Annotated in this window: 18 protein-coding genes; 10 read left to right on the plus strand and 8 right to left on the minus strand. The window is 57.7% G+C overall.

Annotation, left to right across the window (positions count from 1 at the left end; genetic code table 11):
• Positions 1-149 precede the first annotated feature (149 nt).
• On the plus strand, positions 150-659 hold the full coding sequence (locus GOV90_RS00945) for a CarD family transcriptional regulator (RefSeq protein ID WP_171089457.1): 510 nt from the start codon (positions 150-152) through the stop codon (positions 657-659).
• A gap of 114 nt (positions 660-773) precedes the next feature.
• On the plus strand, positions 774-1,535 hold the full coding sequence (locus tag GOV90_RS00950) for an ion channel (RefSeq protein WP_171089459.1): 762 nt from the start codon (positions 774-776) through the stop codon (positions 1,533-1,535).
• Here GOV90_RS00950 and cobS read toward each other — a convergent pair.
• Positions 1,532-2,296: an adenosylcobinamide-GDP ribazoletransferase gene (cobS, locus tag GOV90_RS00955; RefSeq protein ID WP_256367927.1), complete on the minus strand. Its 765-nt coding sequence runs from the start codon at positions 2,294-2,296 to the stop codon at positions 1,532-1,534. The genes GOV90_RS00950 and cobS overlap by 4 nt on opposite strands.
• A 78-nt stretch (positions 2,297-2,374) precedes the next feature.
• On the opposite strand from cobS, the gene cobT reads away from it, so the two are divergent.
• Positions 2,375-3,385, plus strand: a complete 1,011-nt coding sequence (gene cobT, locus GOV90_RS00960) for a nicotinate-nucleotide--dimethylbenzimidazole phosphoribosyltransferase (RefSeq protein ID WP_171089462.1) — start codon at positions 2,375-2,377, stop codon at positions 3,383-3,385.
• A gap of 30 nt (positions 3,386-3,415) precedes the next feature.
• Here the strand turns inward: cobT and GOV90_RS00965 are convergent, their stop codons facing one another.
• Positions 3,416-5,296 (minus strand): monovalent cation:proton antiporter-2 (CPA2) family protein, encoded by a 1,881-nt coding sequence (locus tag GOV90_RS00965; RefSeq protein WP_171089464.1) that lies wholly within the window; start codon positions 5,294-5,296, stop codon positions 3,416-3,418.
• Between the two features lie 20 nt (positions 5,297-5,316).
• Positions 5,317-5,772 carry an Lrp/AsnC family transcriptional regulator gene (locus GOV90_RS00970; RefSeq protein ID WP_171091132.1) on the minus strand — a complete coding sequence of 152 codons (456 nt, stop codon included), beginning with the start codon at positions 5,770-5,772 and terminating at the stop codon, positions 5,317-5,319.
• 147 nt (positions 5,773-5,919) lie between these two features.
• Here GOV90_RS00970 and hppD point away from each other — a divergent pair, with 147 nt between their 5' ends.
• Positions 5,920-7,017: a 4-hydroxyphenylpyruvate dioxygenase gene (gene hppD, locus GOV90_RS00975; RefSeq protein ID WP_171089466.1), complete on the plus strand. Its 1,098-nt coding sequence runs from the start codon at positions 5,920-5,922 to the stop codon at positions 7,015-7,017.
• Positions 7,018-7,069: 52 nt separating this feature from the next.
• Here the strand turns inward: hppD and GOV90_RS00980 are convergent, their stop codons facing one another.
• Positions 7,070-9,121: a hypothetical protein gene (locus tag GOV90_RS00980; RefSeq protein WP_171089468.1), complete on the minus strand. Its 2,052-nt coding sequence runs from the start codon at positions 9,119-9,121 to the stop codon at positions 7,070-7,072.
• 155 nt (positions 9,122-9,276) lie between these two features.
• On the opposite strand from GOV90_RS00980, the gene GOV90_RS00985 reads away from it, so the two are divergent.
• Positions 9,277-9,981 (plus strand): SIMPL domain-containing protein, encoded by a 705-nt coding sequence (locus tag GOV90_RS00985; RefSeq protein ID WP_371732473.1) that lies wholly within the window; start codon positions 9,277-9,279, stop codon positions 9,979-9,981.
• A gap of 2 nt (positions 9,982-9,983) precedes the next feature.
• Here GOV90_RS00985 and GOV90_RS00990 read toward each other — a convergent pair whose 3' ends face one another.
• From GOV90_RS00990 to GOV90_RS01000, 3 genes are all read right to left on the minus strand, one after another.
• A complete protein-coding gene (locus GOV90_RS00990; RefSeq protein ID WP_171089470.1) occupies positions 9,984-10,694 on the minus strand; it encodes a GNAT family N-acetyltransferase in 711 nt (236 codons plus the stop codon).
• Between the two features lie 2 nt (positions 10,695-10,696).
• On the minus strand, positions 10,697-11,989 hold the full coding sequence (locus GOV90_RS00995; RefSeq protein WP_171089472.1) for an O-acetylhomoserine aminocarboxypropyltransferase/cysteine synthase family protein: 1,293 nt from the start codon (positions 11,987-11,989) through the stop codon (positions 10,697-10,699).
• A 72-nt stretch (positions 11,990-12,061) separates the two neighbouring features.
• Positions 12,062-13,057 (minus strand): hypothetical protein, encoded by a 996-nt coding sequence (locus GOV90_RS01000; RefSeq protein ID WP_171172818.1) that lies wholly within the window; start codon positions 13,055-13,057, stop codon positions 12,062-12,064.
• A gap of 143 nt (positions 13,058-13,200) precedes the next feature.
• On the opposite strand from GOV90_RS01000, the gene GOV90_RS01005 reads away from it, so the two are divergent.
• From GOV90_RS01005 to preA, 4 genes are all read left to right on the plus strand, one after another.
• Complete coding sequence (locus GOV90_RS01005) at positions 13,201-13,833, plus strand: cupin domain-containing protein (RefSeq protein ID WP_171089474.1); 633 nt, start codon at positions 13,201-13,203, stop codon at positions 13,831-13,833.
• 156 nt (positions 13,834-13,989) lie between these two features.
• The gene (locus tag GOV90_RS01010) at positions 13,990-15,324 is read left to right on the plus strand and encodes an NAD(P)-dependent oxidoreductase (RefSeq protein ID WP_171089476.1); all 1,335 of its coding nucleotides are present in this window, start codon (positions 13,990-13,992) and stop codon (positions 15,322-15,324) included.
• Positions 15,325-15,370: 46 nt separating this feature from the next.
• Entirely contained in the window at positions 15,371-16,207 is an 837-nt protein-coding gene (locus GOV90_RS01015) for a methyltransferase domain-containing protein (protein ID WP_171089477.1), read from the plus strand.
• Between the two features lie 18 nt (positions 16,208-16,225).
• Positions 16,226-17,530, plus strand: coding sequence for an NAD-dependent dihydropyrimidine dehydrogenase subunit PreA (gene preA / locus GOV90_RS01020; RefSeq protein ID WP_171089480.1), 1,305 nt, complete (start codon positions 16,226-16,228; stop codon positions 17,528-17,530).
• Between the two features lie 47 nt (positions 17,531-17,577).
• Here the strand turns inward: preA and GOV90_RS01025 are convergent, their stop codons facing one another.
• Positions 17,578-18,186, minus strand: coding sequence for a TetR family transcriptional regulator C-terminal domain-containing protein (locus GOV90_RS01025; RefSeq protein WP_171089482.1), 609 nt, complete (start codon positions 18,184-18,186; stop codon positions 17,578-17,580).
• A 171-nt stretch (positions 18,187-18,357) separates the two neighbouring features.
• On the opposite strand from GOV90_RS01025, the gene GOV90_RS01030 reads away from it, so the two are divergent.
• Positions 18,358-19,608, plus strand: coding sequence for a Zn-dependent hydrolase (locus GOV90_RS01030; RefSeq protein ID WP_171091138.1), 1,251 nt, complete (start codon positions 18,358-18,360; stop codon positions 19,606-19,608).
• The last annotated feature ends 43 nt before the right edge of the window (positions 19,609-19,651 follow it).

The following is a 19,651-nucleotide window of genomic DNA, read 5'->3' on the forward strand; positions in this document are numbered from 1 at the left end:
GATGACCGAGATTGGGATGCACTCCGAAAGTATGCTCACTTTGGAGTTCTGAATTTGTGACAGAAACGCCGCCTGACGGGGCTGAGACAGTCCCCGCATGTGGTGCTTTTGTTGTCTGTGTCCCGGTCCGCAAGCAAGGAAAAAACTGAATGACAAAGTCGAAAAAGCTTGAGTTCCGCCCCAACGACTATGTTGTCTATCCCGCCCATGGTGTGGGTCAGATCATCTCGATCGAGGAGCAGGAAGTTGCGGGCTTTTCGCTCGAACTGTTTGTCATCTCATTTGAGAAAGACAAAATGACATTGCGCGTGCCGACCAACAAAGCAACCGAATCCGGTTTGCGGTCGCTAAGCTCGCCCGATGTTATCAGTCAGGCGATGAAGACACTGAAGGGCAAGGCCAAGGTCAAACGCGCCATGTGGTCCCGCCGTGCCCAGGAATATGAACAGAAAATCAACTCGGGCGATCTGATCTCGATTGCTGAAGTTGTCCGCGACTTGCATCGCACCGACGATCAGCGCGAGCAGAGCTATTCCGAGCGTCAGCTTTATGAAGCCGCGCTAGAGCGTCTGACCCGAGAGGTCGCAGCCGTGTCCGGTGCTGGCGAAGTTTCGGCCGCGAAGCAGGTGGACGAAGTCCTGACCTCGCGCGCTGCTTGATCGCATCAGATTACTGCCTGAGGCCGCTCCAAACGGGGCGGCCTTTTTCGTGGCTTGGTGATTTGTGCAACTGCCGTTAATTTCACTTTAGATGCAGCACGATACAGGGCGGATATGAAGCAAACGGTGAAATACCTGTATATCGGACATGACCCGATTTCGGTCTGGTTTCGCTACGGCCTGATCCTGTTCGACATTGTGTCGATCATCTTCTTCGTCGCCACTGCTCATTTTCCTCACGGGCCGGGCGTCACTGTCGCAAGCCTGCTGATTGGTTTTCTGATTTTGCTGGATTTCTCAGCGCGGCTTTGGATCGCCAAGGACCGTTGGAAGTTGTTGCGCCAGATTTACACGCTGGCGGATATCGTTGTTATCGTATCCCTGGTGCTTGATCCGTTCCTGACGGGCAACCTTGCGTTTTTGCGGATCTTGCGCGCCTTGCGGTTGATCCATTCCTACCACTTGCTGCGGGACTTACGGCGCGACAGCAATTTCTTCCGCACCCACGAAGACGCGGTGATCGCCGCCATTAACCTCATGGTTTTTGTCTTTGCAACTTCGACCGCCGTTCTGGTGTTCTTTATTCCCGCAGATTCGCAAACGCCCTATATTGACGCGCTCTACTTCACCATGGCGACCCTGACGACCACCGGGTTTGGCGATATCACCCTGCCCACGCCAGGTGGTAAGCTGTTTTCGGTCTTCATCATGGTGGTTGGCGTGGCTCTCTTTGTGCGACTGGCGCAGGCTATCTTCATGCCTCAGAAAGTCCGTCACAAATGCCCAAGCTGCGGTTTGTTCCGGCATGATCCTGATGCCGTGCATTGCAAACACTGCGGTGCCACTTTGCGGATCGAAACCGGAGGCGCGTCTTAAATCAAAGCGACGCAGGTCAGCAGAAAGGTAATTTCGGAGACCAATTGAGTGGCCCCCAGAATGTCACCGGTCTGACCACCAATTTTTGCCTTGGCGATAAGGGCGATGACTGCTGTGCTGCCAGCCGCAAAAACCACGGCAACAATAGCGCCTGCGCCCAGAAAGAGAAGGGCGAGTGCTGCGGCCAACCCCAGGGCTGCTAAGACGGATGTCACTCCGGGCGTGCCGACCGAACGGCTCAGGCCTGACGTACGCGCTTGTGGTAATCCGGTCATCACCACAGGCATCAACGCCCGAGATACGATGCAGGCGGACAGGATCGCCCCAAACGCTCCGGCGGTCAGCAAGGCAGAGATGGCCGAGATTCGAACCAGTTGAGACAGGATCAAGGCAAGTACGCCGTAAGTCCCGATATGGCTGTCCTTCATGATCTCCAGGCGCCGTTCGCGGGTAAATCCACCCCAGAGGCCATCGAACATGTCGGCAAGGCCGTCCTCGTGCATAGCGCCGGTTGTGGCGATCAGTGCGGCCATCAGCAGACCGGCAGACGCCATGACAGGCAGCCCCAATGCAAGCGCGCTCCACCCCACAAGGCAGGCAAGCCCTCCGACGATCAGACCCACAAAGGGAAAAGCCCAGACCGACTGAGCTTGCCGTGAGAAAACCGGATCAGGCAAACGCGGCACGGGCAGGCGGGTGAGAAGCACCAGCGCCAGCGGAATATCCATCAGAGAAAAGAGTTTCGTGTCGTTTTTATGCACGCCCGTGCCTTTCGGGGTCTTGTTGGATTCAGTGCTTCGGTTAAACACACAGGACCACTCTGATGCAATGAGGCTTTCATGCTGCCTGAACTGAATGATTTGAACGCGTTCCGCGCTGCACTGTCGGCGGCTCCGGGCCCGGATGCCGCTGCGGCGCAAGGCGCGAGCGAGCGTAACGGACAACTGACCAAACCCCCCGGTGCGCTTGGCCGGCTTGAGGACTTGGCGATCTGGTATGCGGGATGGCGCGGGGATGCGCGTCCGCAGATCTCAGCCCCGCAGGTCATCGTCTTTGCCGGAAACCACGGTGTCACCGCGCAGGGCGTATCGGCCTTCCCGCCGGAAGTCACCGTGCAGATGGTTATGAACTTTGAACATGGCGGTGCGGCGATCAATCAACTGGCCAAGGCGGCGGGCGCAATAATGAATGTGCACGCGTTGGATCTGGACAAGCCGACAGCGGATTTCACGCAAGCTCCGGCCATGAGTGAAGATGAATTGCTGAGCGCATTGCGCACCGGCTGGCAGGCCGTTGATCCGCAGGCCGATCTGTTGGTTGTGGGTGAGATGGGTATCGGCAACACAACCCCGGCTGCGGCCATCGCCTGCGCGCTGTTTGGCGGGGATGCAGAGGATTGGACCGGTCGCGGGACCGGCGTGGATGACACAGGTCTTGCCAACAAAACCCGCGTTGTGGCTGAGGGTGTGGCGAAACACTCCTCAGAGGACGGCCTTGAGGTTCTGCGCTGCCTGGGAGGGCGCGAGATCGCCGCAATGGCCGGGGCGATTGCCGCCGCGCGCGTGCTGCGCATTCCGGTTATTCTGGACGGTTTCATTTGTACTGCCGCCGCAGCTTGCCTTTGGAAACTTTCAGACAACGCATTGGATCATGCGATTGCAGGGCACCAAAGCGCGGAAGCGGCGCATGGGGCCGTATTGTCAAAGCTGGGCAAGGACCCGTTGCTGAGCCTTGGTCTGCGTCTGGGCGAAGGCTCTGGCGGGGCGCTGGCGATCAATATTCTCAAAAGTGCTGTGGCGTGCCATTCTGGTATGGCAACATTCGCCGAAGCAGGCGTTTCCGACGGCTAAGGTATTGCCTGACCCAGGGTTTAATCTGGGTCAGGCAGATTTCTTTGCGTGCTCTTCCGCTAGTTCAAGCAATGCGGTTTCCAGATCCTTTTCCAGCTTCTGAGCGCGCTCGATGTATTTCTTGTTCTCGGCTGTTGGCATTCCGGGAACCCAGAGCTCGGCCAGATCACGGACTGACGTCCGGTCGTGGTGATAAAAGGTCTGTTCGGCCTGCGCGGCCTCGTATTCACTCAGCCCAATATTCTCCAGAACATAACGCCCTGCGCGAAGCGAGCTGTCGAACAATTCACGGACAATGTCGTTGGCCCCCGCCTGATACAGCTCGTACACGTGGGTCCGGTCGCGGGCTCGGGCGATAATGTGCAGATCGGGGCGCTGCCGTCTGGCATACCCAACCAGCCGCGTCACCTGCTTGTGGTCATCCATTGCCGCCACAAGAACCGACGCTTTTTCCAACCCCGCAGCGCGCAGCAATTCGGGGCGCGTCGGGTCGCCCAAAAAGCCTTTAACCCCAAACCTGCGCATCAATTGAACGGTTTCAATGTCATGGTCCAGAACCACTGTTTTGAAACCGCTGGCGCGTACCAGCCGGTTCACGATCTGACCAAACCGTCCGATGCCCGCAATGATCACAGGGCCTTTTTCGTCAATCTCGTCGGGTTCGGGATCTTTGGCGGTGTCGCCTATTTTCCGAGATAGAAGATCATAGATGATGAACAGAAGGGGGGTGATCAGCATGGTCAGGGCAATGATCATCAGCAGTTTCTGTGACAGATCAGGCGGGATAACGTTCTGCTGCGTGGAAAAGGCCAGCAGCACAAATCCAAATTCACCGGCCTGCGCCAACCCAAGCGTGAACAGCCAATGGTCGCGCCCGCGTAGTTTAAAGGCTTTGCCGACCAGAAACAGGATGATCCCTTTTGCAAGGATCACAAGCAGTGCCAAGCCGATCAGGTCCAGCGGGTCATCGAAGAAATAGGCAACGTCGATCCCGGCCCCAACCGTGATAAAGAACAGCCCAAGAAACAGCCCTTTGAACGGTTCAAGGTCGCTTTCCATTTCATGGCGAAATTCTGAACTGGCCAGCACGACGCCCGCCAGAAACGCGCCCAAAGCGGGCGACAGTCCAACAAGCGTCATCAGGAAAGAAATACCAACCACAATCATAAGCGCCAAAGCGGTATACATCTCGCGCAGGCGCGTCGCGTGGATAAACCGAAAGAGAGGGCGGGTAAGATAGACGCCTGCCAGAATAACAAAAGCAATTGCGCCAAGAGTGACCAGAGTGACGGCCCAACCCGGCAAACCTTCGACCAGCGAAAGGCTGTGATGGCCCGCTGCGTGCAGATCACCAGCCCCCCGATCAATCGATCCATCTGCTTCGATATGAGGCATCGCGGGCAAAGCCAGCAGCGGCAATAGCGCCAGGATCGGAATAACTGCAATGTCTTGTGTCAGAAGCACCGAAAACGTGGCTCGCCCACCATTTGTCTGCATAAGACCCTTTTCTGACAGGGTCTGCAGGACGATTGCAGTCGATGACAGCGACAGGGTCAATCCGACCGCCAACGCGACGGACCATGGGTGGTTTGCGTACATGGCCACTGCAGCAATCGCGGCAGTAGACAGCACAACCTGAAGGCCGCCCAGGCCCAATAAACGATCTCGCATGTCCCAAAGGGCACGAGGTTCAAGCTCCAGCCCGATCAGGAACAGCATCATCACAACACCGAATTCGGCGACATGTTGAAGGTTTTCCGTTTCGGCCCCAACCAGCCCCAGCACTGGCCCGATGATGATCCCGGCGGCCAAATAGCCCAGTACCGACCCCAGCCCCAGCCTTGCGGACAGAGGCACCGCGATCACAGCCGCAGCCAGATAGATCGAAGCCTGATATAGAAAATCGTCCATTTGTCTCCTCGTGAGCCCGTTCAGGTGGGCAGGGGGGCGTCGCGTTTCAGTTGGTCCATGACTATCTGGCTTTGGACTCGGGCAACAGCAGGATGCGGCAGGATGACCTGATGGAGCAAGCTGTTGAGCGCGGAAAGATCGTCGCAATAGACATGTAACAGGTAATCTGCCTCTCCTGTCATCGTCCAGGCGCTGGTAATTTCGGGGCGGGTATCGACCATGCGGGCAAAGCTTTGGGATTGTTCGGGGCCATGTGTACCCAAATGAACCTGAACAAATCCTTGCACCTGCAAACCAAGCTTCAGCGGATCGAGCCGGGCGGCATAGCCCGTGATGTAGCCTTCGGCCTCAAGCCGTTGTCGGCGTCGACCTGCCTGGCTGGGGGAGAGGTTCAGCATCTCACCCAGTTGATGCGCGGTCAGATGCGCGTCCTTTTGCAGGGCAGATAGAAGACGTTTGTCAGTAGCATCCAACACGTGCGGAAGAATCCCGGTTTCTTTGAAATTCATGCGCGTTTTGCGCGTATACTATGAGTTTACACGAAAACAATGCGCAGAAACAGCGTCTGGAAAGTCATATTTTTGAATCAGCAATAAATTTTCTGTCTTCAAAGGAGACGCGCCATGGGTCCTTTCCCGCATAACGCCCCGAAATCTGTGATCAGTGAAGAAAACCCCGCCGGGACCGACGGGTTTGAGTTTGTTGAGTTTGCTCATCCCGAACCGCAGGAACTGCGCGATCTGTTCGCCAAGATGGGCTTCGATCTGGTGGCCCGTCACAAGGACAAGCCGCTGGTCGAACTTTGGCAGCAAGGGGATGTCACCTATATCCTGAATGCCGATCCGGACAGCTTCGCGGATAAATTTGTGGCCGAGCACGGTCCATGTGCCCCGTCGATGGGGTGGCGTGTTGTCGACGCACAGAAGGCGTATGATCACGCTGTATCGAAGGGCGCCGAACCTTATGATGCACCAGACAAAACGCTGGATGTTCCAGCGATCAAGGGTATCGGCGGGTCGCTGATCTATTTCATCGATCAGTATTACGATACGTCGCCCTACAATCAGGAATTCGAGTGGATCAAGGAATCCAAGCCGCGTGGTGAGGGATTCTATTACCTCGATCACCTGACCCACAATGTCTACAAGGGCAACATGGACAAATGGTTCAAGTTCTACGGTGACTTGTTCAACTTCCGCGAAATTCGTTTTTTCGACATTCAGGGCAAGTTCACAGGGCTGTTCAGCCGCGCCTTGACGTCACCTTGTGGCCGTATCCGAATTCCGATCAACGAAGACCGCGGCGAGACCGGGCAGATCGTGTCGTACCTCAAGAAGTACAAGGGCGAAGGGATTCAACACATCGCTGTGGGCAGCGAAGACATCTATGCCTCAACCGACGCGATTGCCGAGAATGGTTTGAAGTTCATGCCCGGCCCGAACCGCGCCTATTACGAGATGTCGAAAGATCGCGTAACGGATCATGACGAGCCGTTGGATCACATGATGAAGCACGGCATTCTGATCGACGGTGAGGGTGTCGTGGATGGCGGCGAAACCCGCATTCTGCTTCAGATCTTCTCAAAGACCGTGATCGGCCCGATCTTCTTTGAGTTTATCCAGCGCAAAGGGGATGACGGTTTTGGCGAGGGCAATTTCCAGGCCCTGTTCGAATCCATCGAACGTGAGCAGATCGAAAGCGGCGAAATCTCTGCCGCCTGACATTTTCGCGAAACGCCGGGGTAATCTCCGGCGTTTTTCTCCCTACTAGCGATCAGCTGCGGGGCATCGAAAGCGTCACGTTGCGGCCCTTTTTCTGATAGCGCAGTTCGCTGTCACTGATGGCGATGACCTTGCCGCCGTCAATGCGATCCCCGACTTTCAATTTCTTGTAACGACCGCTGGGCAAGCGCACCAAGGCGCGACGATTGGCAGGCGTGCCATAGACCCCGATCAGGTTCAGCTTGCGCAGGTTGATGGCGTTGTCGATTGTCGCCTGTCGGGCCACTGACGCGGTTGACGGGATCTTAGGCGCAACGGCTTTGGGCTGAAATGATCCCGCGTCGTCAGAGTTTTCTACCAATGCCGCAGTTGATGCCAAAGTGGACGGCTTCGCAACGGTCGGTCTGGCAGCAACCAGTCCTGCCGGTCGCGCCTTGGGGCGGGGGACGCGCATAATGTCCAGCTCGGCGACAGGTACTTCGACCTCTTCTGGGGCTTCCAGGCCCGCAGGGCGCGCTTTGGGTCGTTTTCCAGCAAGTTCCTCCAGCGACTGGCCGCCAAGCTGCTGACGTTCAAACGTCTCTTCAAGGTTTTCTGGGCGCGGTCTAGGGCGTAGCCCCGCCAGCCTTTCGTCGACCTCTTCAACAACAGGTTCTTCCTCGAACCGCAGCGGAGCTTGCGGTGGCACCTTGGATGGACGACCCAAATAGACTGTGATGCCTTCCGGGTTCAAAGCACCTTCAGGCGTGGCGACAACAAGCCCCCGATCATCCAGATCGAACCGCGTGCCTGCAGCACTGGGCAATCCCTCTTGGCTGAACGGCGCGTCCGTGTCGAAGCTTGATGCAGGCGGCAATGCCACAGCATCATTGGACAGATCAGATTTGTCGATTGACGTCAGATAAAGGTCTTCCGGCTCAACGGCTTCAGGCTCTTGCAGGGGTGCGGGAGGCGTTACGTCAACTCCTGTTTCCGCAAGGACCTCCTTTGGAGCTTCCGGGTCTTGAGCAATCGGCTCGACCGGTGTTGGCGCGACTTTGAGCGCCTCAAGGATCGCCGCATCCGTAGGAGATAGCTCGGGCTGCTCGCGGGCCTCGTCAACTTGTGGCTCCGGGGACGCGCTTTGCTGGGGATCGACGGCTGCTATTTCGGGCGTCGAATCAACGACGGGCTCCGGCTCCGATACAGCCGACTCAAATGGGTTTGGCTGAGCTTGTTCGGTCTGTTCCTCGGCCTGTTCTAAAGCCGGTTCGGCGAGGGGGCTCTGCTCGGGCTCGACTGTCGCAACCTCGGGCAACGGATCAGCGGGGGCCTCGGGCTGCGGCTCTGATACGTCCGGAGCAATCGGGGTCAGCGCGGCTTGCTCTGGCGGCTCAGAGGGGCCCGAGGCCAGCCACGCGCCAAATACGCCGCCAAGCAAAACCACGGCGGCAAAGGCGGGAATGGCAAAGCGCCTTGAGGCAGGTTGAGCTGTGGCACGTGCGGCCGGGGATACGTCCGGCGCGCGGAACGTATCCGGTGCCGCTTTGCCCGCAATGGGATGAGCTGGCAGATCGGAAGCGTCATCTTCTTGGGGCGGGACCGTTTCAATAGTTTCCGGAGGCTGCGTCGTTAGGGACGGCTCAGGTTGATCGGTCTGTTCTGTAAACTCAGGTTCTCGCGGGAAAGCGCTTGCACCTTCTTCCGAGGTGAACACTGTCGGCACAAAACCATGACCCACGGCGAAGGTCCGCGCTTCGGCTAATGTCTCTTTGGCTACGGCGGCGACATGGGTTGTGCCGCCGGTGGTCTGGCTGTCATAGCTGAGGTCGGACAGAGCGTAAGGGGTCGCATCGGACAGCGCCGCCTCAATCCGGGCCGTCCGGTCCGCGTCAGGCAAATCATCTGTTTCGACGTCCAGAAAGCGCACCTGATCAGGTGGCAAGACGATCTTGCAGCTCAGGTCATTTTCCAGCGCAAATGCTTTTTCCCGCAACGCCTGCATTTGCTCGGGCAAATCCTGCGCGTCCAATGGAATCGAGCCAATGGCGTACCAATCCCCCTCCGATTGGTGGTGCAGTAAGATTCCGGTTGTTGAAAAAGACAGCGCAAAGGCAGGTTTCATAATCCGGAGGAACCATAATTATCAGCGTCAATGCAAACGACTTTGTGTTCGCAGACCGACAATAAAGCAGGAACCCGCCGAGGGAAAGAAAAAGGCTGGGTCTGCTCTTGCATGGCCATGGGGCGACAACCCATTTTGAGACAGAGTAAATTGGAGTGATAACCTTGAAGACATTCGCTTTTCTGGCTGCGATGATGGCAGCAACAGCCGCAGGCGCAGCCCATGCGGAAGAACGTCGCATCACCGTGGACGCCACCGGAACGGTGCAAGTTGCGCCCGACATGGCGACGATCACGCTGGGTGTGACCAACGAAAACGCTGAGGCCGGAGCGGCCATGCAGGCAACGTCGGATGCGGTTGCCAAAGTCCTGGCGCGGTTGGCCGATATGGGCATCGAAGACCGGGATGTTCAGACCCGTGATTTGTCACTGTCACCGGTTTGGTCGGGGCGGCATGGGCAGAATGGGGAAAAGCCCGAGATCACAGGGTTTACCGCGTCGAACCGAGTGTTTGTGCGTGTGCGCGATCTGACACAGTTGGGAGCGATCATGGATGCGGTCATCCAGGACGGCGCCAATGACTTTGGCGGGCTGAGCTTTGGTGTGCAGGACCCGAAACCGCTTGAGGCGCAGGCCCGAGCGCAAGCTGTTGGAGAAGCCACTGCCAAGGCCGAGCAACTGGCGCAGGCGGCCGGTGTCACGCTTGGCCCGGTCCAGACAATTTCGGAACGTGTGGCCGGTGTCCGCCCAATGGCCGAGATGCGCGCCATGAGCATGGCCGGTGCAGGCGGGGTTCCTGTTGCAGGCGGAGAGGTCTCAGTCTCGGTCAGTGTCTCGATGGAATTCGAGATTTCGGACTAAAATCAAGATTTTGCACGGGCCATCAGCGGTTTGCGTTGTTGGCCCGCAGCGTCGAAATTGTCCGGTGAAAGCCAGGCTTCGAACGCATCCCGAATGCGCGGCCATTCGCTGTCGATGATTGAATACCACGCAGTATCCCGGTTGCGCCCTTTGTAATGGGTCGCTTGCCTGAAAATCCCCTCAAAGGTAAAGCCCAGCCGCTCTGCCGCGCTGCACGATGGCGCATTCAGAGCATCACACTTCCATTCATAGCGGCGATAGCCCAATTCATCGAACACCCGCTTCATCATCAGATACATGACTTCGGTGGATTGCGGTTTGCGCTGCAACAGGGGCGAGAAGTGGATATGCCCCACCTCGATTGCGCCTGCAGCGGGCTCGATCCTCAGGTACGAGGCCATACCAATCGGTACGTCATTGCCGTCCAGTACGGTGTGAAACATCGGGTCCGCATCCATGCAGGTGGCGCGGGTCCAATCTTCGAACGCAGGCTCGTTGTCGAAAGGGCCGTAGGGCAGATACGTCCAGTTGCGACCATCCCTGTCATTGGCAAACGCCCGGAAAAGTCTGGGCGCATGCCTGTTCACGTCCAAAGGCACGACAGAACAATACCGTCCTTCCATCGGAGTATACGGCGGGGTCGGGCGTGGAAATTCGCCCGAAACCGGCAGGCCGATGGGCTGGCCAAGGTCGTTAGTGTCGTGCCCGGCCATCGTCAGGCGCTGGCCTTGGACAGGGCCTGATCCAGATCGGCGATCAGGTCGTTTGCGTCCTCGATCCCGATGGACACGCGCACAACACCCGGACCTGCGCCAGCGGCTTCTTGCTGTTCCGGGGTCAACTGACGGTGGGTGGTGGAGGCCGAGTGGATAATCAACGAGCGCGCATCGCCCAGGTTGGCCACATGGCTGAAGATTTCCAGCGCGTTGACCAGCTTGATGCAGGCGTCATAGCCACCTTTAACGGCAAAGGTGAACAGCGCACCGGCTCCGCGTTTGTATTGCGACTTGACCCGGTCGTGATAGGGCGACGAGGGCAGACCCGCATAGGTGACGTATTCAACGCGGTCATCCGCTTCCAGCCAGGCCGCGATCTTCTGGGCGTTCTCAACGTGGCGTTCCATCCGCAGTGACAGGGTTTCAATCCCCATCAGCGTATAATGCGCGGCTTGCGGGTTCATGGTCATACCCAGATCGCGCAGACCGATGGCGATGCCGTGGAAGGTGAACGCCAGCGGGCCAAATGTTTCGTGGAATTTCAATCCGTGATAGGCAGGCTCGGGTTCGCTGAGCGAGGGGAACTTGTTATTTGCGGACCAGTCAAACTTGCCCGAATCCACGACGCAGCCGCCGGTGACTGTACCGTTGCCGGTCAGATATTTGGTGGTCGAGTGCACAACCAGCGTCGCACCGTGTTCAATGGGTCGGCACAGATAGGGAGTGGCCGCGGTGTTGTCGACGATCAGCGGAATACCCGCCGCATCAGCAACGTCCGCTAAGGCGCGGATATCAGTGACATAACCGCCGGGATTGGCGATGGATTCACAGAACACAGCACGGGTGTTTTCGTCGATGGCGTCCTTCACCGCGTCCAGATCGTCAGTGTCGACAAACTTGGCCGACCAGCCAAAGCGTTTGATCGTCTGGCTGAATTGCGTGACCGTGCCACCGTACAGTCGGGTCGAGGCGACAACGTTGCAGCCCGGTCCCATCAAGGGGAACAGTGCCATGATCTGTGCTGCGTGACCGGACGAGCAACACACGGCCCCAACGCCGCCTTCAAGCGTCGCTACACGTTCCTGTAGAACGGCGACGGTTGGGTTGGTCAGGCGGGAATAGATGAAGCCCACTTCTTGCAGGTTGAACAAGGCCGCCGCGTGATCGGCATCGCGAAACACGTAAGCTGTGGTCTGATAGATAGGTGTCTGGCGCGCTCCGGTCGCCGGGTCGGGGCGGGCGCCCGCGTGAATCTGCAGCGTGTCGAAACCGTAGGTGGGGCCGTCAGACATCTTGAAAATCTCCTGTTGGAATTTGTGTTGCTGAATCTTTAGGTGAATGCGCGCTTGCGCACAACGATCCTGTCAGCGCAGCCAAAGCCCTTTGCTTTTGATCGTGTTGCGAATGGCCTGTTCGCGCCGCGGCAGGTTGTCCTGATCAAACAGGGCGCGAATTTTCGCGCCTTTCCCCTGCAGGACCAGCTTTTTCAGCGGATCATATTGCTTGAGCACTTTCTTGACCTTGTTCGGTGCCACAACGGTTTCCAAAACGTCGATCACATGGTCGCTTTCACGGGCGTAGAGCAGGGGGAAAAGGCGGTAGTGACAACTGACAAAGCCGTCGAGCAAACCGTCGGGCAGCGCATCCCGACCTCCTCCCAACGAATGTACCACAAGGGGCAGAGCGGCCTGATCCAGCCATGGATCCAGGTTCTGGCCCGTCAGTTCGGGAATATGCGCGTCTCGGATCGTTCTGGCATAGTCCAGATATCGTTCGCCAAAAACCCTGGGGCAATTGAAAAAGAAATAGCCCGCGTTGAAATACAGATATCGCCGCCAGTAATCATGCGGTTGGCTAGTATCCAATGAGCTTTCGAAATCCAGCCCGAACCGCTGGTACAGCGCGCGCCAGATGCCATCGAAGCCAGGGCCGTAGAGTGTTGGCTTTGGCCATGTTCCTTCAACCTTCAGCGACGCGCCGGGGCGGTCGAAATCAAAAGGTACGCGTGCGATGTCTCCGGTGATCAATGTGTCGGTGTCAAAGAACACAAACGGCTCGCCCTCTGGCAAGGCCAACAGAGCCTCGATCTTGTTGCCGTAGGGATAGCTTTCTCCAAAGACATGCGAGTCGAATGGCAGGACTTCGGCGTCCAACTGTTTCAGCGCCTTTAGAACGTCTTCGTCCTGAATGCTGGGGTTTTGATTCCAACGCGGCCCCGGGTTGGGCGTGGCGACAAACAGCCTGCCTTCAAATTGCGGTGAGCTGTGACGCAACGATGCGGCAAACAACAGGGCCTCGTACTGCAGGCGGTTGTTTTGCCCGACAACTGCGATGTTAAATTTCTGTGGATTTGCCTGCATCTGCGCCTGTTCCCGATAGGTGCGCGACCCCGCACCCTTCGTCTCGGAGTACAACACCTGACCCAAGCCGTCAAAAGCCGAAAATTTGCAATTCCAGTATAAGATCCCATTTCTATCACGGTCGTTAGATGAAAGGGGCGAACATGCGGATCAACGCGGATTTCACGAAACGGGTTGCGGTTCATTTTGACCAAACCGAATGGATTGCGTCCCCGGCCGCAGGGGTCGAGCGGAAAATGCTGGATCGCATCGGCGAAGAGGTCGCCCGCGCTACGACTATTGTCCGCTTTGCACCCGGCAGCGCGTTTTCTGCACACACGCATGATGGTGGAGAGGAGTATCTGGTTCTTGACGGTGTCTTTCAGGATGAAACCGGGGACTTTCCTGTTGGAAGTTATGTGCGCAACCCGCCAACGTCGTCTCATACCCCATCTGCCGCTCAAGGGGCGACCATTCTGGTCAAGCTCCACCAGTTCGATCCGCAAGATCGGACCGAGGTGCACAAGTCTGTGAACGGTGAGGCTGATCTGCATCTGTTCAAAGACGATCATGAAGATGTTCACGTGCAAAGCTGGGCTGCAGGGGACAAGATCGAATTGGATGCAGGTGAGGGGATGGAGATCTTTGTCATCGCCGGTGGCTTTTCCGAGGGCGGCGAACACTTTGCCAAATGGGACTGGTTGCGCCTGCCGCCGGGTACGCGCACGCAGGCGATTGCAGGGCCGGATGGCGCACGGGTTTGGACCAAATCCGGTCATCTCGGCGGAATGATCTGAGGGTCTTCGCCTCAAAATTATGCAAAACCACAGGAAACCGGGTCTTTTGGTCCGGTTTTTCAATTTTTTGACCATTTGATAAATTTTACCAATTGATAAAATTTTTTTTTGTGGCAAGCTGAGGTCATAACAAACATATCTACAGGGAGTAGAGTGATGGCACAGGGCCAGATGGCACCCGGCATCGTTGCTGGGCGGCTTTCCAGCGATGAGCTGACCTCGAATTTCACCGATCTGCATCCGCCACTGGCCCCGCATGAGGCCGCCGTTGCCGCTGATCGATGCTATTTCTGCTATGACGCACCATGCGTGACCGCGTGTCCGACGGATATCGATATTCCGTTGTTCATTCGCCAGATTCAGGCGGGACAACCACAATCGGCAGGGCGGACCATTCTGGAACAGAACATTCTGGGCGGCATGTGCGCTCGGGTCTGTCCAACCGAAACCCTTTGCGAAGAAGCCTGTGTGCGCGAAGCGGCCGAAGGCAAGCCGGTTGAGATCGGACGCCTGCAACGTTTTGCGACCGATGACATCATGGCCTCTGGCGCGCATCCGTTCGAAAGGGCGGCGCCTACGGGCAAGACTGTTGCTGTTGTTGGGGCAGGACCTGCCGGTTTGGCCTGCGCGCACCGTCTGGCCATGTTAGGCCATGACGTCGTGATTCATGAAAGCAAGCCCAAGCCGGGCGGCCTGAACGAATATGGGATCGCTGCTTACAAATCGACCAACGATTTTGCACAGGCCGAGGTGGACTGGTTGCTGAAAATCGGCGGGATCGCGATCGAGACCGGATCGGTGCTGGGTGACAGTATCTCGCTGGATGGTCTGCTTGAGAATTACGACGCGGTATTCCTGTCCATCGGTCTGGCTGGGGTGAACGCCCTGCGCGCTGGGGGGGGCGACAAGGATGGCGTGCGTGCTGCTGTTGATTTCATCTCGGACGTGCGGCAGGCCGACGATCTTGCAAACCTGCCCGTTGGTCGCAACGTCGTCGTCATTGGTGGCGGCATGACGGCTGTGGATGCTGCTGTGAAATCCAAGTTGCTGGGCGCGGAACACGTTACAATTGCCTACCGCCGCGGCCGCGACGCCATGGGAGCAAGCCGCTATGAGCAGGACCTTGCGGCCTCGCACGGCGTTCGGATTCTGACCAATGTGCAGCCGGTGGCCGTGCATGGAAACGGAACTGCTGCCGAGATCGAACTGGAATACACCTCCAGCCAGAACGGTCAGCTTACGGGCACCGGAGAGACGATCCGTTTGCCAGCAGATCAGGTGCTCAAAGCCATCGGTCAGACGCTGGATGGCGCACCCGAAGGGCTTTCGCTTGACGGCAATAAGATTGCTGTCACCGGGGCCGGGCGCACCTCAATGTCGGGTGTCTGGGCTGGTGGGGACTGTGCGGCAGGGGGCGAAGACCTGACCGTAACCGCAGTTGCCGAAGGCCGGGATGCGGCGATGGACATCCACGCGACACTCGTTTCGTGATAGGGTGGGGTATTCACCCCATTCCTTTCGCTGCTGAGGTATTCTCATGTCCCAGATCGAACAAGCTGTTGCTCAACACTACACCACCGGTGCCCTGACCGAACGCGTCCGTGCGGCGCTAGAAGCCAGCGGTATTGACCCGGATGCGGCCACCGTTGCTGATCTGAAGGCAGGGGACGAGTTCCATACGGGCGGTGTTCTGGCGACCGACAACCTGTTTGCGCAACTGTCGCCGACCCATGCAACCCGTGTTCTGGATGTGGGATGCGGGATCGGGGGCACTTCGCGTTATATCGTGGACCGTTATGACTCGATGGTTACCGGAGTCGATCTGACACCCGAATTTGTTGAAACGGCCACCGCGTTGAGCAATCTGGTCGGGCATTCGGAAAAGGCCACTTTTCATGTGGGCAGTGCCTTGGACATGCCTGTGCCAGATGCCGGGTTTGACCTGGCTGTCATGATGCATGTGGGCATGAACATCGAAGACAAGGCCGGACTGTTTGCGGAAGTGTCGCGGGCGCTGGCCACGGGCGGAACCTTTGCCCTGTTCGATGTCATGGGCGGAGACGTCGATGAACCCCTGGCTTTCCCGCTTCCCTGGTCCACGTTGCCGGAGACTTCGTTCGTGCACGCGCCAGATGTGTACAAAGACGCAGCCGAAGCGGCGGGGCTGGAACTTGAGACCGAAACCGACCGCACCGATTTCGCGATACAGTTCTTCGAAGATGTCTTTGCCAAGATCGCTGAAAGCGGCCCCGCGCCGCTGGGGATTCATCTGATGATGGGCGAGACGGCGCCCGAGAAATTCCAAAACTACGTCACAAACCTCAAAGCCGGGCGCATTCGCCCGACTGAAATGATATTCAAAAAATCCGGCTGAGCCGGGAAGGGAGAAGCCATGGCCGATCTGACGACAAACTTTCTGGGCATTTCCAGCCCCAATCCCTACTGGCTGGCCTCTGCGCCGCCGACCGACAAGGAATACAACGTTCGCCGCGCCTTCGAGGCCGGATGGGGCGGTGTGGTTTGGAAAACGTTAGGGTCCGAGGGCCCTCCGGTCGTGAACGTGAACGGCCCGCGCTATGGAGCGATTTACGGCGCGGATCGGCGGTTGCTTGGTTTGAACAACATCGAATTGATCACAGACCGGCCATTGGAGGTGAACCTCGAGGAAATGGCGCGGGTCAAGGCCGATTACCCGGATCGCGCGCTGATCGCTTCGATCATGGTGCCGTGCGAGGAAGCGGCTTGGAAGGCTATCCTGCCACGCGTTGCTGAAACCGGCGCGGATGGGATCGAACTGAACTTTGGCTGCCCGCACGGTATGAGCGAGCGCGGCATGGGCTCGGCCGTCGGGCAGGTGCCGGAATACATCGAAATGGTGACGCGGTGGTGTAAGCAGTACTACGACCGCCCGGTCATCGTGAAGCTGACGCCGAACATCACCGATATCCGCAAACCTGCAGCTGCGGCAAAGAACGGTGGCGCGGACGCCGTGTCGCTGATCAACACGATCAACTCAATCACAAGCGTCAACCTGGATACGTTCAGCCCCGAACCCTCAATCGACGGCAAGGGCAGCCATGGTGGCTATTGCGGTCCCGCAGTGAAACCGATTGCCCTGTCGATGGTGTCCGAGATCGCGCGGGCCGAGGCAACGCATGGTCTGCCGATTTCCGGTATTGGCGGCGTCACCACATGGCGCGATGCGGCCGAGTTCATCTCATTGGGTTGTGGCACGGTGCAGGTTTGCACCGCTGCAATGACCTATGGCTTCAAGATCATCGACGAACTGACCGCCGGTCTGTCCGAATGGATGGATGAAAAAGGATACAGCAGCATCGACGAAGTAATCGGTCGTGCCGTACCCAACGTCACCGATTGGCAGTATCTGAACCTGAACTACATCGCAAAGGCAAAGATCGATCAGGATCAGTGCATCAAATGTGGTCGCTGTTATGCGGCATGCGAAGACACCAGCCACCAGGCGATTTCGATGTCGGAGGACCGCGTGTTCGAAGTGATCGACGAAGAATGCGTGGCGTGCAACTTGTGCGTCGACGTGTGCCCGGTTGAAGACTGTATCTCGATGGTGCCGATGGCACCGGGTGAGGTCGATCCGCGCACAGGTAAAGAGGTGCAGCCGACCTATGCGAACTGGACGACGCATCCGAACAATCCGATGGCCAAGGCGGCCGAATGAACCGATTTGGAAAGATCATCAAGGGGCCGTTCTTGCGGCCCCTTTTTTCAAGGGGTCAAAAGCTTTCGGTACAGGGTGTCCACAAAAGGGTCGGCCCCTTCAAACGGATCCTCTTCCCCCAAGATCGCACGCACCTGAACTTCGAAATCTGCGTAGTGCTGCGTCAGCGCCCAGATCGAAAACATCAGGTGATAGGGGTGCACCCGCGCGATTTTGCCCTGATCCATCCAGCGCGTCAGGATCACGGTTTTTTCGTCAACCAGTTCCTTGAGATCCTTGGACAAAGCCTCGTGGATACGCGGCGCGCCCTGCACCAGTTCATTGGCAAAAAGGCGGCTTTCGCGTGGTAACTCCTGACTCATTTGCAGCTTGCGCCGAATATAGGCCAGGATTTCCTCCATCGGATCGCCATCCTGGTCCAGATCGTGCAAGGGGGCCAGCCAGGTTTCCAGAAGGCCGGACAGCAGCTCGGTGTGGATCGCCTCTTTCGACGGGAAATAGTACAGCAGGTTTGGTTTGCTCAGTCCTGCCTCTGCGGCAATCTGATCCACGGTCGATCCACGAAACCCGTGGGCTGAAAACACGTTCAGGGCGGCCTCGAGGATCGCAGCACGGTTCTTTTTCTGAATGCGAGTCGGTGCGCGGTCTTTCGGCATGTTTTCAGCGTGTCTCTTTTTTCGACTATAGGCGCGGAATTCAGTGAAAATTCAAGCTGTGCCGCGCAATTTCTTGACTGATCTCGAACCCGTGATAGCGTGAGTTTGACCAGATGGTCAAATCAAGACACCAAAAGCGAGCCAAATCGCAAGCAAACAGGGAAGATGAACATGGCAGCTCCGGCGCAGAATCTCAGGATCAATGGCGACAGGTTGTGGGACAGCCTGATGGAGATGGCCAAGATCGGCCCCGGTGTGGCCGGCGGCAACAACCGCCAAACGCTGACGGACGAGGACGCAGAAGGCCGCGCCCTGTTCCAGAAATGGTGCGAAGAAGCGGGCTGTTCTATGGGATTGGACCAGATGGGCAACATGTTCGCCCACCGCGAAGGGACGGACCCTGACGCGTTGCCGGTTTATGTCGGATCGCATCTGGATACGCAGCCGACGGGCGGGAAGTACGATGGTGTCTTGGGCGTTTTGGGGGGACTGGAAATCATCCGGACCCTCAACGATCTTGGGATCAAAACAAAGCACCCGATCGTGGCGACCAATTGGACCAATGAAGAGGGCACGCGATATGCGCCCGCCATGCTGTCTTCGGGGGTGTTCGCGGGAATGCACACGCAGGATTGGGCGTATGAACGCGAGGATGCCGAGGGCAAGAAGTTTGGAGATGAACTGAACCGCATCGGCTGGCGTGGCGATGAAGAAGTTGGCGCACGGAAAATGCACGCGTTCTTTGAGCTGCATATCGAACAAGGCCCGATATTGGAGGCTGAAGGTAAGGATATTGGCGTTGTCACGCACGGGCAGGGGCTGAGCTGGACCCAGATCACGGTGACCGGCAAGGATGCCCACACCGGGTCAACCCCGATGCCGATGCGAAAGAATGCCGGGCTGGCAATGGCGCGCATTCTGGAGAAAGTGGACGAGATTGCCTGGTCTCATGCGCCTCATGCGGTGGGTGCGGCTGGTCATATCGATGTCTATCCGAACTCACGCAACGTGATCCCGGGCAAGGTGGTATTCACGGTCGATTTCCGCTCGCCCGAATTGGATGTGATCACGGACATGGAGAACCGCCTGCGGGTGGCGGCCGAAGACATTGTGGAAGACATGGGCTTGCAGATCGAATTCGAAAAAGTTGGTGGATTCGATCCGGTGAAATTCGATGATAGTTGTGTGTCCGCCGTACGCAACGCGGCTGAGCGGTTGGGCTATTCGCATACGGACATCATCTCGGGTGCCGGGCATGACGCCTGTTGGATCAACCGCGTGGCGCCAACCGCGATGATCATGTGCCCATGCGTAGATGGTTTGAGCCACAATGAGGCTGAAGAGATCAGTAAGGACTGGGCGGCAGCCGGGGCGGATGTCCTGTTGCACGCGGTCGTCGAGACGGCTGAGATCGTGGAATAGGGGGCTCTGCCCCCGTCGCCCGATGGGCGACTCCCCCGAGGTA

The organism is Ruegeria sp. HKCCA5929, from assembly GCF_013034525.1.
Lineage (GTDB): Bacteria > Pseudomonadota > Alphaproteobacteria > Rhodobacterales > Rhodobacteraceae > Ruegeria.